The organism is Butyrivibrio proteoclasticus P6B7, assembly GCF_000622085.1.
GTDB lineage: Bacteria > Bacillota > Clostridia > Lachnospirales > Lachnospiraceae > Butyrivibrio > Butyrivibrio proteoclasticus_A.
In genome coordinates, this window is sequence record NZ_KK211396.1 from 64,691 (window position 1) to 79,737 (window position 15,047).

At 42.1% G+C, this 15,047-nt stretch carries 13 protein-coding genes; 10 read left to right on the forward strand and 3 right to left on the reverse strand.

Going from position 1 to position 15,047, the window contains the following annotated elements:
- Nucleotides 1-303 precede the first annotated feature (303 nt).
- The 10 genes from T541_RS20280 (at nt 304) to T541_RS0117645 (ending at nt 13,768) form a co-directional block, all read left to right on the forward strand.
- On the forward strand, nt 304-1,137 hold the full coding sequence (locus T541_RS20280) for a hypothetical protein (protein WP_034467909.1): 834 nt from the start codon (nt 304-306) through the stop codon (nt 1,135-1,137).
- 71 nt (nt 1,138-1,208) lie between these two features.
- Complete coding sequence (locus T541_RS0117605; protein ID WP_026653884.1) at nt 1,209-2,015, forward strand: MBL fold metallo-hydrolase; 807 nt, start codon at nt 1,209-1,211, stop codon at nt 2,013-2,015.
- Nucleotides 2,016-2,468: 453 nt separating this feature from the next.
- Nucleotides 2,469-4,841 (forward strand): ABC transporter permease, encoded by a 2,373-nt coding sequence (locus T541_RS0117610; protein WP_026653885.1) that lies wholly within the window; start codon nt 2,469-2,471, stop codon nt 4,839-4,841.
- A 72-nt stretch (nt 4,842-4,913) separates the two neighbouring features.
- On the forward strand, nt 4,914-5,681 hold the full coding sequence (locus tag T541_RS0117615) for an ABC transporter ATP-binding protein (RefSeq protein ID WP_026653886.1): 768 nt from the start codon (nt 4,914-4,916) through the stop codon (nt 5,679-5,681).
- Nucleotides 5,682-5,718: 37 nt separating this feature from the next.
- On the forward strand, nt 5,719-6,381 hold the full coding sequence (locus T541_RS0117620; protein ID WP_026653887.1) for a response regulator transcription factor: 663 nt from the start codon (nt 5,719-5,721) through the stop codon (nt 6,379-6,381).
- Nucleotides 6,382-7,635, forward strand: a complete 1,254-nt coding sequence (locus T541_RS0117625) for a sensor histidine kinase (protein WP_155839577.1) — start codon at nt 6,382-6,384, stop codon at nt 7,633-7,635.
- 55 nt (nt 7,636-7,690) lie between these two features.
- A complete protein-coding gene (locus tag T541_RS0117630) occupies nt 7,691-8,257 on the forward strand; it encodes a hypothetical protein (RefSeq protein ID WP_026653889.1) in 567 nt (188 codons plus the stop codon).
- A gap of 209 nt (nt 8,258-8,466) precedes the next feature.
- Nucleotides 8,467-9,456 carry a LacI family DNA-binding transcriptional regulator gene (locus tag T541_RS0117635; RefSeq protein WP_026653891.1) on the forward strand — a complete coding sequence of 330 codons (990 nt, stop codon included), beginning with the start codon at nt 8,467-8,469 and terminating at the stop codon, nt 9,454-9,456.
- A gap of 188 nt (nt 9,457-9,644) precedes the next feature.
- Nucleotides 9,645-11,954 (forward strand): glycogen/starch/alpha-glucan phosphorylase, encoded by a 2,310-nt coding sequence (locus T541_RS0117640; protein ID WP_197025190.1) that lies wholly within the window; start codon nt 9,645-9,647, stop codon nt 11,952-11,954.
- A gap of 254 nt (nt 11,955-12,208) precedes the next feature.
- A complete protein-coding gene (locus T541_RS0117645; RefSeq protein WP_026653893.1) occupies nt 12,209-13,768 on the forward strand; it encodes a sodium:solute symporter family protein in 1,560 nt (519 codons plus the stop codon).
- Between the two features lie 462 nt (nt 13,769-14,230).
- Here the strand turns inward: T541_RS0117645 and T541_RS0117650 are convergent, their stop codons facing one another.
- The 3 genes from T541_RS0117650 to T541_RS0117660 all read right to left on the reverse strand — a co-directional run bounded on the left by T541_RS0117650 (nt 14,231) and on the right by T541_RS0117660 (nt 15,011).
- Nucleotides 14,231-14,419 (reverse strand): CooT family nickel-binding protein, encoded by a 189-nt coding sequence (locus T541_RS0117650; RefSeq protein ID WP_026653894.1) that lies wholly within the window; start codon nt 14,417-14,419, stop codon nt 14,231-14,233.
- Between the two features lie 94 nt (nt 14,420-14,513).
- Entirely contained in the window at nt 14,514-14,729 is a 216-nt protein-coding gene (locus tag T541_RS0117655; RefSeq protein ID WP_026653895.1) for a hypothetical protein, read from the reverse strand.
- Between the two features lie 54 nt (nt 14,730-14,783).
- Nucleotides 14,784-15,011: a hypothetical protein gene (locus T541_RS0117660; RefSeq protein ID WP_026653896.1), complete on the reverse strand. Its 228-nt coding sequence runs from the start codon at nt 15,009-15,011 to the stop codon at nt 14,784-14,786.
- Between the last annotated feature and the right edge of the window lie 36 nt (nt 15,012-15,047).

The window sequence follows — 15,047 nt, forward strand, 5'->3', positions numbered from 1 at the left end:
TTATTGTGTACCTTATGTGTTACGTGGAATAACACTTCTTATGCTTAAGCTTAAGTTTATCAAGTGGATGAAATCCAGAGGAACCAATGGGGGCAGTTCCAGTGTCACATTTTTTTGACACCCACATCATATAATGTTACAATTTCCGTAATCATCAAATCCAGCTTCAGTAAGGCATACATTTCCATTTTTTGAAAGTTGAGCTTAATGATATAGGATTTGTCAGAAGGAGTTTTATTATCTATAGCCAATAATAAATGATTTACATTTATTATTATAAATTTAATACAAGGGAGCTTAATTATGAAGAAAAGGTTTATAGCACTACTCTTAGCTACAGCAGTCATTGCATCAGGTTGTGGCGCAGCATCTGATTCGGCTGAAAAAGATGTTGAAATTAGTAAATCTGATGAGAAATCAGAGAAAGAATCAGATGAAGAATCTGAGAAGGAATCAGATGAAGAATCTGAGAAAGAATTAGAGAAAGAATCAGATGAAGGTTCAGACAAAGAATCAGATGAAGATTCTAAGGATGCATCAAATGGTGCTACCATGCTTGAGGGAAGATACACTAATGGTTCAATCATCTTGACATTCAGTGGTAATGAGTTTAAATGGTCCAATACAGGCGCGGAATTTACAGTAAATTTCGAGCTCCAGGACAATGAAATAGTCTATGATGTGGATACTCTTGAACTGACCGACGCATGTATAGCTTTTTATGAAGAATATGCAAAAGATCATTTTTCTGATAGCATTGATCGAAGGCTTGAAAACCTCAAAAAATCTTATGAGGAGCCTGATAAAATCAAATTTGATGAAAATAATAAGACATTAGTTTACCAATACAAAACTTTTTATTACGTAGGGGACTACAGTATTGGGCCCAACGGCACATATACATGTGAAGATGATAATGCCACTATCACTTTTGAGAACGGTAAAGTAACCTTCGATAATAATGGTAACAAAGAATCTTTCGAATATGTCTGTTTCGAAGAAAAAGGCAAAGTACGCATCGCCATCGAAAGCGTCGGTTTTAATGAATCCGAATTCTATAAAACGTACAATTCAGGATCATTTGAATATGGAGATACTGATGAGATTGTTCTTCAACATGGTACTTTTAAGAAGTAAGCTTTTATATGCTGGGACAATGGGGGCGGTTCTTTGACTTATTGATTATAATATTCGAGGAAGATTGTAACATGAACAAATACTTAGAGGAAATTCAGAATACAACTACGCCCCAGGGAACAGCAGCTCTTTGGTGGCTGGGGCAGATGGGCTTTATCATCAAGATGGGACAGACAGTGATTGCAGTGGACTACTTTGCCTCAGATGATATAGAAAGACTTGCCAGGGCCCCGATTCCTGCAAAGGAAATGGAAGGAATAGATGCATATCTTGGAACCCATAATCACCTTGATCATATAGACCATGATGCCTGGAAGATCTGGGCTGGAGATCAGAAGCCTAAGTTCATCTTCCCAAGGGCCCACATGGAATCAGTACTTGCAGACGGGGTGAAAAGAGAAAACGCCGTAGGCCTCAATGATGGTGAATCCGTGACAATTGGAGACATCACAATCACAGCTGTGGCAGCTTCCCATGAATTTCTTGACCAGGATCCGGAGACAGGTTTATTCCCATATCTTCAGTACATCATAGAGGGAAATGGTGTCAGGATCCACCACGCAGGAGATAGCGTAAGATACGAGGGCATGCTCCCTAAGATAAAGAGCTATGGCCAGATCGATGCAGAAATTCTTCCCATCAACGGAAGAGATGCTGTGCGCTATCGAGATAACTGTATTGGAAATATGACCTATCAGGAGGCAGCAGACTTTGCAGCAGAGGTGGGAACAAGGCTCGTTATTCCTGGCCACTTTGATATGTTTGCTCATAATGGTGAGGATCCAAAAAGATTCGCAGACTTCATAGATGCCAAGTATTCAGGAAGGTTAACATGCCACATCCCTGATTATATGGACAAGATCATAGTAAAAGCTTGAGATAACAAAAATCCGTCAAAACAAAGCAGAAATAAGATTCTAAATAACGTTCTCTTTGACTCCTTACGCAAGCGTAAATAGTGCCAGAAAAGTGGTCTGGGGGCCTGCCGTGGGTTTAGCACTGTGAGGCATTTAATGTTGCTGATGAGATTCAAGGTGAAATATTAGAAAAATGTCGAGTGTCCTAAACGACTGTGAAATGAGACATTTTTCTAATATGAGCCTTAGAAGCTCACAGCAAAATTAACGCGAACAGGGCAAAAACCACGGCAGGCCCCAGCCCACTTTCTGGCACTTCACCACCTTCGCCAAGGAGTCAAAGAGAACCGTCCCCATTGACTTCAAGCTCATTTGAGGATTATTTGATAATTTGTAAATTATACTCGTTACATAACAAAGAGCTGCACCTTTATGTGGTATCATCAAAGGTGTAGTCGGAAGGAGTGTAACGATATGTTTTTCAGAATTCTAAAAAAAGATCTGAAGAGAAAAAAGACCATGAATATCATTCTTCTGATATTCGTATTTCTTTCTGTGATGTTTGCAGCCAGCAGCATCAACAACATGATCTCTGTTTTTGGAGGAATTGATTATTTCTTCGAAAAAGCACAGATGTCTGACTATGTTATTCTGACCCTTAATTCAAACGGCGAAGATCCCACAGAGGATATAGTTAATAACGCAGACGCAGTCAAAGAAGTCAGAAAAGAAAGCATAATCTTTTTCTCAGCAAAAACCCTTAAAAAAGACGGGGGAAAATATGCTGAGTTCGAAAGCCCAGGACTTATAACCTCTGTAGATGACGCTAAACTCAAGTACTTTGATCGAAGTAATCACGTTATCGATGAGCTTGAACCAGGGCATGTCTATGTGGGAGGAATCCTCGCAGATCCAGATAAGACCAAGATTGGTGATGAGATCACCATGGAGATTGAAGGCGTAACAGTAAATCTTGTCATTGATGGATATCTTAAGGATGCCCTTCTTGGATCACCATTTATGGGAAATCCCAGAATGCTTATGAGCGATGAGGATGTTCAGACAATCCTTAGTGATGAAAAAGTAAGAAATGCCGATTGTGGAAGCGTTTATTACATTGATACAGATGATATGAAGGAGCTGACAGCTCAGCTTGCGGAAGTGCCAAATGCTCTATTTGCGCAGCCAGCCAGCACCCTTAGGCTTACCTTCATGCTTGATATGATCACAGCCGGAATCCTCCTGATCGTCAGCGTATGTCTGATCCTTGTGGCCTTTACAATGCTTTCATTTACCATCAAATTCACCTTAAGTGAAGACTTCAGGGAAATAGGCGTAATGAAGGCTGTAGGTCTTAGAAACACCTCCATCAGAAATATGTACATGATCAAGTACCTGTCCATCGCATTGGTTGGCGCTGTGTTTGGTTACATAGGAAGTATCCCCTTTGGAGAGATGCTCCTTAAGAGCGTTTCGGACCAGATGGTACTTGGAAACGACAACCAGATTTTTGTCGGCATCCTTACAGCAATTGCAGTTGTGGCAGTGATTCTTCTGTTCTGCTATTACTGCACCAGAAGCATCCGCAGCCTTTCACCTATTGATGCAGTCAGAAACGGTGAAACCGGCGAACGTTATAACAGCAAGTCCGTATTAAAGCTCCATAAGAGCAGACTAAGCAGTAACCTGTTCCTTGCAATTAACGATGTCTTCAGTAAGCCTAAGCAGTACGCCAGCATGATCGTTACCTTTACCATATGTCTTTTGCTGATCCAGATGCTGGCAACAACAGCCAATACTCTTATGAGTGACAAGCTTTTGTTCCTGCTTGGCACCACAAGAAGCGATGTTTACTACAGTTCAACCGACAAGATCATGGAGACAATGGGAAACACTGATGAAGAGACGCTTCCTCGCATGATAAAAGAAATCGAGGATACCCTTGCAGAAAACGACATGCCAGGAAAGGTACACATAGAGCTTCAGTACCAGCTTCCAGTTGAATATAAGGACAATAAGATCAAGGTCGTTATGCAAAGATGCAGCGCCACAAAGACCACAGACTACAAGTATGAAAAGGGAACAGCACCTCTTTATGAGAACGAGGTTGCCTTCACTCCTCAGGTTTTGGATGAGCTTGGAGCTAAGATCGGTGACAAGGTTAGGATCGAGATTGGCGGAGAAACCAAGGAATACATTGTAACAGCCACATTTGTTTCTTTTAACCAGCTTGGAAAGACCGGAAGACTCCACGAGAACGTGGATATCAAGGACAGCGACGCAGCCAGTGCCTTTGCCTTCCAGATTGATTTCGACGACCACCCAAGCGCTGCCGTCATCGATGAGCGAATCGAGAAGTTAAAAGAGATTTATAAGACAGATGAGATCTTTAATGCCAAGGACTTTGTGGACGTTTCCACTAATTCAGCAGCCTCAGTGAATATGGCCAAGAACATGGTACTTATCATATCTCTTTTGATATCTGCACTTATCGCGGTGCTGATGGAGAGATCCTTCATCACCAAAGAAACCGGCGAGATCGCACTTATGAAGGCTATTGGCTTTAAGAGTAGAAGCGTATCATCACAGCACACCTTGAGATTCCTGGTGGTAATTGTGATTGCCCAGGTTATAGCATCAATTCTTAGCTACCCATTTACAAAGCTTGTGTGCGACAGGATCTTTGCAGTGATGGGGGCTATATCCGGAATTGTATATGAGATAAGACCTTTTGAAGTATTTGTAAGCTATCCTGTAATGCTGGCTATGGTGGTGATGGTTGCAGCCTTTATAACATCACAGTATATGCGAACAATTCACGCAGACGCCATGGGCAATATTGAGTAAATGCCATCAGAAGAATTGGATGAATACATGAGTAGTAGTGAATGTTAGATATAGAAAGATGAGGTAAAAATCATGAGTAAAGTAATTGAAGTTAACGATCTTTGCAAGACTTATGTTGTAAATAGAAAGCAGAACAACGTTTTAAGAAATGTATCTTTTTCCATCGAAGAGGGAGAAATGGTGGGCATCATGGGTCCTTCCGGGTCAGGTAAATCCACACTTCTTTACACCGTTTCCGGAATGGACAAAATGTCTGCAGGAGAAGTCTCTTTTAACAGCAAGAGGCTATCAGAGCTGTCAGAGAACGACATGGCGGATGTGCGCCTTGATGAGATGGGCTTTATCTTCCAGCAGATGTATATGATGAAGAACCTGACAGTGTTTGATAACATCATCCTTCCTGCTGTAAAATCAAAGAAAATATCTGAGAGCAGGAAAGACACGGAAAAAAGAGGCCGTGCCCTTATGAGAAAGCTGGGAATCGAGAACATTGCCGACAATGACATCAATGAGGTTTCCGGAGGCCAGCTCCAGAGGGCCTGCATCTGCAGAAGCATGATCAATAAGCCTAAGGTAATCTTTGCAGATGAGCCTACAGGAGCCCTTAACCGCACCTCCTCAGACGAGGTTATGAGCGAACTGGTTAAGATCAACAACGAGGGAACCACTATTATGATGGTTACTCACGATGTTAAGGTGGCTGCCAAGTGTAGCCGCGTGCTCTACATAGTTGACGGCAACATTCAGGGCGAATACAAGCTTGGACGCTTTGATGACAGCTCTAAGCTTAGGGACCGTGAGATTGAGCTTAATAACTGGCTTATGGACATGGGCTGGTAATCTGGTAAAAGAACTGTCTATTTAAGGAGAGTGTGGGATGATAGATATCCTTATTGTTGAAGATAATAAAGAATTAAGCGATGTGCTGGTGGATTTCCTCCGGGCAGAGGGGTACGTGGTCTCTGCCGTTGAGGATGGCACCAAGGCCCTTGAGCGCTATGAAATGTATGGCGCCCGCCTCCTAATTTTGGACATTATGCTTCCGGGCCTTGATGGAATGTATATTCTTAACAAGGTCCGTGAAAAATCCAATACCCCAGTCATTATGGTAAGTGCCAAGGTTGCCAAGGACGACAAACTTTCAGCCATCGTATCCGGAGCAGATGACTATATAGAAAAGCCCTACGATATCGATATTCTGCTGGCTAAAATAAAGGGAATCTTTAAGAGAAGACTGGCAACAGATACCATGATTGATGGGGACATTACTCTGGATGTGGTGCAGGAGAAGATCATCTACAAGGGAACTGCTCTGGAAACCACGGCTAAAGAGTTTGAGCTGATGAAACTCTTTATGGAGAACAAGGGGCATACCCTGCAGAAGCAGTATATCTTTGATGCCATCTGGGGAACTGACAGTGAGTCGGATTTCCACACTCTGGCAGTTCATATAAACAGATTAAGGGATAAGCTTGAAGATAATCCTAAGGAGCCCAAGAAAATAGTAACTGTCTGGGGGAAGGGATACAGGTACGAATAATTGGAAAACACAGGAAGCATAAAAGCTGCATATTTCAAGCTGTGTATGGCACTTATGATAGCTCTTTTAACAGTGATTGCCATCGCAGAGCTGGCCATGATCAAAAGCTGGGACATGGAGGAGAATATCTATAAGGTGGAGATCAGCAGGGTAGAAAGAGCTCTCACTGAAGGGCAGTATCCACCTGACTTATCAGGCTTTAACACCATACTGGGGGTGTATGCCTATGATGAGAGCGGAGCTGACTTCTACGATGTGGATAATTCCTATGTTATCAGGGAAGTAGATGGCAGGCTCTACCGCATTGAGTACGAAGTGGACAAGACTGCGCAGCACAAGGATAGTATCAGGAGAATGAATATTGTCCTTGCTTTTGTGCTGTCAGCAGTTCTTCTTATCATGTTATATATTTACCTTGTGATAATCAGGGGCTTTTGCAGGATTGCGGACTATCCTATTGAGCTTTCCAAGGGAAATCTCACAACACCTCTTAAAGAGAACAGGAATCACTATTTTGGTAAGTTCCTGTGGGGACTTGATATGCTCAGGGAGAAGCTTGAGCAGGAAAAACAGAAGAATCTTGAGTTTCAAAAGGAGAAGAATCTATTTCTTTTATCCCTTTCCCATGATACCAAGACGCCCCTTTCTGCCATCAAGCTGTATGCCGCAGCCATGAAGAAGAACCTGTACAAGAATCCGGACAAACAGGCTGAGATCGCAGAGAAGATCGATGAAAAGACCAATGAGATTGAGGGCTATATTTCTAAGATCATCACTTCCGCCGGGGATGATTTCATGAGCTTTGAGGTTAATAACGGCGAGTTCTACCTTTCTAATGTGGTAAAAGAGATTGAGAAATACTATTTTGATAAGTTTGATGAGGTGGGGACAAAGTTTTTGATCGGCGATTATACCGATGCCCTTATCTACGGCGATCAGGATAGATTCACAGAAGTTATGCAGAATCTTATGGAGAATGCTATTAAATATGGCGACGGAGAGCAGGTTTCCATTGATTTTAGAGATGAAGATGGAGCAAGGCTTGTGACGGTTTCAAATACTGGGTGTGAGCTTAAGGAGACGGAGCTTGAGCACATATTTGAGAGCTTCTACCGGGGAACTAATGTGGGGAATCGCAGCGGAAGTGGTCTTGGCTTATATATTTGTAAGAAACTTATGAATAAAATGCGTGGAGATATTTTTGCGGAAATTGATGACGGAATTATGAAGGTTACCCTTGTCTGTTCGAAGTGATATGGTATTATATTATTACGACAGTTTTTTATGTGTTATGTGATGGGGACGAACTATGACAATCAAAAAGCTCAATGCCTGCTTTTCACTTCTGACAACAGTTCTTTTGATAATGCATGTTGCTTATAACGCCTTTTGCTATTTTACGATGTATTATAATCCGGCGTTTAAATGGCTGTTTTCAACTCCATTAATGGCGACAGTCCTTGTGCATTCTGTATTTGGCATGCTCTCTGTATTTCTTTTTGGAGACGGAGACAGGCCTATGGATGATCCTAAGAAGAACTGGAAAACAGTGGTTCAGAGGACTTCAGCATCCCTTTTCTTCCCACTATTATTCTTACATATCCAATCCTTTGATCTATACAAATCCAGCGCAGAGACCAATAATATCAAGCTTTTTGTGACAATTCTGATCGTGGATATTGTCTTTTACTATGTGATAACGCTCCACGTTTCTCTGTCAGTATCAAAGGCTTTGACAACCCTTGGAATCATCACAACTGATGAGGTTCGAAGAGTGGTTGATAATATTGCATTGACCATAGGGTTAGTTGTTGTGACAGTTGCCACAGTCATTATTGTAAGAGGAATGATCATTATGTTCTTTGTGACGGTTTAAGGTCGTGAAAATGCTGTTTTCATATTGTTTATGAAATCTTTAGTGGACAAATAGAGTGCGTAACGATAGTATATAGGTGTATGCGGAAAACGGTTTCCGTATGCGCCTGTTTTATTTTGTGGCTATTTATATATTGCGCTTTGCTGTGGAAACAGCCGGCGCTTTACACTGAGAACAGGTAACTATATGAGATATTTCGGGGAGATGTGATGGTTTCAATTAAAGATGTTGCAAAGGAAGCGGGGGTTGCAATCTCAACCGTTTCCAAGGTTTTAAATAATTATCCTAATGTCAGTGAAGCTACCAGAAAGAAGGTCAACGAGGTGGTGGAAAAGCTTGGTTTTGTGCCTAATACAGTGGCAGCCACCCTTTCATCCAAGAGGACCGGAAGAGTAGCTCTTCTTATCAAGCTCAACTTAAGCACCCAGGCCAGCGACGAGATCAACATGCAGTATATCTCAGGCGCTGTCCACAAGGCTAAGGAGCTTCAGCTGGATGTTATCACGGTTTTCACCTCTATGATCGAGGATATGACTCTGGACGAGGTAAAGAACTACTTCAGATCCCAGGGAATTCGTGGCATCATCATCTACGGGCTTACCACCAAGGACAAGATATTACATAAGCTCATCGACTGCGGTGAATTCAAGATCGTGGTGGTGGATGCGCCAATGGTCAACGAGAATACTTCATCAGTTGGCGTTAACCATGCCAAGGCCCAGTACGACATTGCCAAGAAGACCATTACAGAGAACAAGTGTAAAAAGATCTTGTATCTGGCAGGAGATGAAGATGGCTACGTGACAGCTGAAAGACTTGAGGGCATCAGGAAGCTTGCTGATGAAAAGAAGCTTAAGCTGACAGTGCGAAACGGAAAGTTCTCAGAGCTTCGTGCAAGAGAGCTTACCATGAGATTTTCCAAGAACAACGACTGCGTCGTGTGTGCATCAGATATTATGGCCATCGGTGCTATGAAGGCTCTTATAGATATGGATATTTTCAGACCGGTTTGCGGTTTTGATGGAATCATTCTCATGGGCTATGTAGGAAAGCAGATGAACACTGTTAAGCAGGATTTTGTGGAGATTTCCGGAAGAGCAGTGGAGGAGCTTTCACGACTATTGTCTGGTGAGGCCGGACGGAAAGTGGTCATGAAGCATACACTGGTGAGAATTAAGTACGAGGATATTATTGTCTGAACAACGATAAATACTGATAGAGACAGCTCTTTTGACAAAATTATAAAAATGCACTTGCGGAAAACGTTTTCCTGTGGTAAGGTAGTTACATCGATTAAAGAAAACGTTTTCCATGAAACAATAAACGAAACTAATTGCTGGGTGAAAAGAGATAGCTCTTTTACCTGGAAAGCGAGAGGAGAGAGATAATGGCAAAGCATACTAACATGCAGAGAGATGTACTTGTACTCAACCTTGAGGAGCAGCTTGAAGGACTTGCTCAGGAGAAGTTTGGTAAGACACTTAAGGACTTAACAGACCGTGAGACATACTACGTACTTCTTGATATGACAACAAGACTCATGGATGTTGCTGAAGTTTATAACGGGGAGAAGAAGGTTTACTACATTTCTATGGAGTTCCTTATTGGTAAGCTTCTTTCTAACAACCTTATCAATTTGAGAGTTTACGACAGAGTTAAGACTATTCTTGAGAAGAACGGCAAGAGCCTTGCAGCAGTTGAAGAGTGCGAGCCAGAGCCATCCCTTGGTAACGGCGGACTTGGAAGACTTGCAGCTTGCTTCCTTGATTCAATTGCAACTCTTGGAATGGCTGGTGAGGGTATCGGTCTTAACTACCACTTCGGACTTTTCAAGCAGGTGTTCAAGGATCACCTTCAGTACGCAGAGAAGAACGACTGGATCGAAGAGCAGTCATGGCTTGAGAAGACAGATACAACCTTCGAGGTTGCTTTTGGTAAGAAGAAGGTGGTTTCTCGCCTTTACAATATGAACGTTGTTGGTTACGACACTGGAGTTAACAAGCTTCGTCTCTTTGATATTGAGTCAATTGACGAGAGCCTTGTTAAGAAGGGTATCGACTTCGATAAGACTAAGATCGACAAGAACCTTACTCTTTTCCTTTACCCGGATGATTCAGACGAGGCAGGTAACCTCCTTAGAATTTACCAGGAGTACTTCCTTGTTTCCAACGCAGCTCAGCTCATCTTAAGAGAGCAGAAGGAGCGTCAGTACGACCTTCACGAGCTTCATAACCATGCAGTTATTCAGATCAACGATACGCACCCAACAATGATCATTCCTGAGCTTATCAGAATCCTTGTTGAGGAGAAGGCCTTCAATATCGACGAGGCTATCAACGTTGTAAGCAAGACCTGTGCTTATACTAACCACACTATCCTTGCTGAGGCCCTTGAGACATGGCCACTTGAGTACCTTGAGAAGGTAGTTCCTCAGCTTGTTCCTTACATCAAGGAGCTCGATAAGAGAGTTCGCGCTAAGCACAAGAACCCTAAGGTTCAGATCATCGACAAAGAGAAGAAGGTGCACATGGCATTTATCGACATCCACTACGGATTCTCAATAAATGGTGTTGCAGCTATTCATACAGATATTCTTAAGGATAGTGAGCTTAACGACTTCTACAAGATCTATCCTGAGAAGTTTAACAACAAGACAAACGGTATCACATTCCGTAGATGGCTTCTTTCCTGTAACCATCCTCTTGCTGATTTCCTTTCACAGACAATCGGCGATGGCTTCAAGAAGGATGCTATGAAGCTTGAGAAGCTCCTTGATCACATCAATGATGAGGAGGCACTCAACCAGCTTGAGGCTATCAAGATGGGCAAGAAAAAAGAGCTTGCAGCTTACCTTAAGGAGCATGAGGGCGTAGAGGTTGATCCTGATTCAATCTTTGATATTCAGGTTAAGAGACTTCACGAGTACAAGAGACAGCAGATGAATGCTCTTTACATCATCCACAAGTACCTTGAGATCAAGGGTGGCAAGAAGCCTACAAGACCTCTTACATTCATCTTTGGTGCTAAGGCTGCTCCTGCTTATGTAATTGCTAAGGATATCATCCATCTTCTTCTTGTTCTTCAGGAGATCATCAACAACGATCCTGATGTTAACAAGTACATGAAGGTTGTTATGGTAGAGAACTACAATGTAACTTATGCTGAGAAGCTTATCCCAGCTTGTGATGTATCAGAGCAGATCTCTCTTGCATCTAAGGAGGCTTCTGGAACAAGTAACATGAAGTTCATGCTTAACGGTGCTGTAACTCTAGGTACAGACGACGGTGCTAACGTAGAGATCCACGAGCTTGTTGGCGATGACAACATCTACATCTTTGGTATCAGCGCTGACGAGGTAATTAAGCACTACAAGAAGGCTGATTATGTATCTAAGGATTACTACAAGAAGAGTAAGGTAGTTAAGGAAGCTGTAGACTTCATCGTAAGTAAGCAGTGCCTTAAGGTTGGTCACAAAGAGAACCTTGAGAGACTCTATAATGAGCTCCTTAATAAGGACTGGTTCATGACTCTTATCGACCTTGAGAGCTACATCGCTAAGAAGGATGAGATCTTCGCTGATTATGAGAAGAGAGATAAGTGGAAGAAGATGATGCTTACAAACATCGCTAAGGCTGGCTACTTCTCATCAGATAGAACAATTGCTGAGTATAACAGAGATATTTGGCATCTGAACTAATGATGTGTTGAATTGCAAGATGTAGATACGGATTGCAATAGAATACTTGGTGGTAAATGAAATAATCGTTAATGTCGGAGGAAACCTCCACGCAACATAAGGAAGCGCCTGGCCTGTGCCGGGCGCTTTTTATCAGTGTGCAGTTTTACCAATTTAAACCGCTAAAGTTTATTGATTTTGCCTCATAGATTCCCCCAATATCCCCATAGTATAATTGGAATTACGAGAAAAAAGCTATGTTTGGAGGGAGAGTTATGATTATCAAAATTGCAATGCTCGTGGCATTCTTTGCAGTGATGCTCTATATCGGCTTTACCTGTAGAAAGAATTCCACTGACATCAATGGATTTGTTTTAGGGGGAAGATCAGTTGGTCCATGGGTTACAGCCTTTGCTTATGGAACATCTTACTTTTCTGCAGTTATCTTTGTAGGCTACGCCGGACAGTTTGGTTGGAAATATGGAATTGCAGCCACCTGGGTAGGTATTGGAAATGCCCTTATCGGCTCACTTATGGCATGGAGAGTTCTTGGACGTCGCACCAGGATCATGACTCAGCATCTTGATTCTGCTACAATGCCTCAGTTTTTCTCTGCAAGATTTGGTGGCAATTCTCTTAAAATCGCCGCTGCCATCATCACTTTTATTTTCCTGATTCCTTATACAGCATCTTTATACAACGGTCTTTCACGTCTCTTTGGAATGGCCTTTGATATTGATTACTCAGTTTGTGTTATTGCAATGGCTGTACTTACCGGAATCTACGTTATTGCCGGTGGTTACATGGCCACAGCTATCAACGACTTTATCCAGGGAATCATCATGATCTTTGGAATCATTGCAGTTATCGTGTCAGTTCTTAATAGTCAGGGCGGATTCATGGCATCCCTTGAGGGCCTTGCTAGAATAAGCGATGAGAGCGTTTCAACAGCTCCAGGAATATTTGCTTCCTTCTTTGGTCCTGATCCAATCAATCTTCTTGCTGTTGTTATTCTGACATCCCTTGGAACCTGGGGACTTCCTCAGATGGTGCAGAAGTTCTACGCTATTCATTCAGAGAAGGCAATCTCAAAGGGAACAGTGGTTTCTACAGTGTTTGCATTTATAGTAGCTGGCGGATGTTACTTCCTTGGCGGATTTGGAAGGCTCTTTTCCGATAAGGTAGATCTTGCAGCTGGTGGTTATGACAGCATTATTCCTACAATGCTTGCAGGTCTTCCAAGTATTCTTATCGCAGTGGTTGTTATCTTAGTTCTTTCTGCATCAATGTCAACACTGTCCTCATTGGTACTTACAAGCTCATCCACACTGACTTTGGATCTGTTAAAAGACCATGTGGTAAAAAATCTAAATGAAAAGAAACAGCTCATTATCATGAGACTTCTTATCGTTGTATTTGTTGCTATATCTGTTGTTATCGCAATTGTTCAGTACAAGCAGAATGTGACCTTCATCGCTCAGCTCATGGGAGTATCCTGGGGAGCTCTTGCTGGTGCATTCCTGGCGCCATTCCTCTATGGTCTTTACTGGAAGGGTACAACAAAGGCTGCAGTGTGGGCTAACTTCGTATTCTCTACTGTAGTGATGCTTCTTAACATGTTCATTCGTCCAAGCTTCCCACCTATGCTTCAGTCTCCTATCAATGCTGGTGCATTCTGCATGGTGGCAGGACTTGTTATTGTTCCAGTGGTTTCACTCTTCACCAAGAAGCCTGATAAGAAGCACATTGATTTCGTATTCTCCTGCTATGACAAGACAGTTACTGTACACCAGACCAGCTCACTTTCTGATGATGAGGAAGAGATGGTTTCTTGAGCGACTTCGTAAATGGTCATACTTGCGGATTCTAGCTGGAGCTTGTGGTGGATTTACGGCTTTATTTCCAATTTCTCCAAAAAAGATGCCTGATTTTTTTTTGCTTACGTCTTTATTTGAGTTCTATAGAAAAAAGCAGTAGGGAATCGGAGATTGTGGATGGATTCTGGATTAATCCTACGGCTGAATCTACAGAAACAAGATTTAAGCAGTAAAACTGGCAAGAAAAAATGAGTCCACAAGCAAATATAGGTCATTTCTTACTGCTTGATTAGCAAAAATGAAAATCCAGACGTAGCGCGTTTTTTATTTGGACATCTTTATTTACAAAAACGCAGGAAAAGCCGTAAATAATAGATCTAAACAAAAACTAAAGTCCTATGGCTTATGCAAACATAATTGCAAAGCTCATAGGACTTTTTGTTTTATAACATATCTTTGAATTTGTATTGTTGAAATTACTTAATCCACGCAATTGATCCTGATCTTGCCGCCGGTAAGGTCCGCAAAGGCCAGGGTTCCGCGTATGACCTTCTGCTCGCCCATAAGGTCAGTCAAGATGATGGTATCGCCGTCAACTCGCAGGTTGCTGACATATTCCATCAGGACTTCATCTGGATTAGATTCTTTTACTACTGTAGATAGACACATTTCATAAACCTCGATTATTCATTAGTTTATCACTATAATCTAGCAATTATATGATAACTAATTCATGTTCATATAATTTGCTTGTTTGTGATTGTCACTCTTCATGATCTCCAAGAAGTGAGAGAGCGCCAGCCAGTATTGCATTGCCCTTATCATACAGGTTGATTGCCTCTGTAACCTTCTCAGCTACCAGTTCTTCGCCTTCTTTAATAAGAGCATCTCTAATTTCTACAAGCTCTTCTGTGTGGCTCTCGTTGTGTTCATACATGTGATGAAGTAGTGCGTGAGTTTTGTCTGCTGTGTGTACCATAGTGTGTTCTCCTTTGCGTTTAGTATTATATGTTCACGTCCGGATTTAGTTACATTATAGAATTTCAGTGTACTCCGCTGGAGCTACCTTATCTTTGAGACCGTATGGCATGCCTGTGTTGTCAGGGCGCTTCATGTTGTCATAATGCTTGACCATCATGGGCTCCCAGATGTAGTACAGGAACTTGCCGTCCAGGTCGAAGTAGAATACGGCGAATAGGATGCCGTAGATCACGGCGCCGATCTTCATTAACTTGAATATAAACTTGCCTATTGATTTCATATCTATTTCCTCATTATTGTCATAATATTTATGGCT

Coding starts and splice junctions, on each gene's coding strand:
- T541_RS0117660 (WP_026653896.1), bottom strand. CDS start 15,011: ATGAAATCAATAGGCAAGTTTATATTCAAGTTAATGAAGATCGGCGCC.
- T541_RS0117655 (WP_026653895.1), bottom strand. CDS start 14,729: ATGGTACACACAGCAGACAAAACTCACGCACTACTTCATCACATGTAT.
- T541_RS0117605 (WP_026653884.1), top strand. CDS start 1,209: ATGAACAAATACTTAGAGGAAATTCAGAATACAACTACGCCCCAGGGA.
- T541_RS0117635 (WP_026653891.1), top strand. CDS start 8,467: ATGGTTTCAATTAAAGATGTTGCAAAGGAAGCGGGGGTTGCAATCTCA.
- T541_RS0117645 (WP_026653893.1), top strand. CDS start 12,209: ATGATTATCAAAATTGCAATGCTCGTGGCATTCTTTGCAGTGATGCTC.
- T541_RS0117650 (WP_026653894.1), bottom strand. CDS start 14,419: ATGTGTCTATCTACAGTAGTAAAAGAATCTAATCCAGATGAAGTCCTG.
- T541_RS0117630 (WP_026653889.1), top strand. CDS start 7,691: ATGACAATCAAAAAGCTCAATGCCTGCTTTTCACTTCTGACAACAGTT.
- T541_RS0117640 (WP_197025190.1), top strand. CDS start 9,645: ATGGCAAAGCATACTAACATGCAGAGAGATGTACTTGTACTCAACCTT.
- T541_RS0117610 (WP_026653885.1), top strand. CDS start 2,469: ATGTTTTTCAGAATTCTAAAAAAAGATCTGAAGAGAAAAAAGACCATG.
- T541_RS0117615 (WP_026653886.1), top strand. CDS start 4,914: ATGAGTAAAGTAATTGAAGTTAACGATCTTTGCAAGACTTATGTTGTA.
- T541_RS20280 (WP_034467909.1), top strand. CDS start 304: ATGAAGAAAAGGTTTATAGCACTACTCTTAGCTACAGCAGTCATTGCA.
- T541_RS0117620 (WP_026653887.1), top strand. CDS start 5,719: ATGATAGATATCCTTATTGTTGAAGATAATAAAGAATTAAGCGATGTG.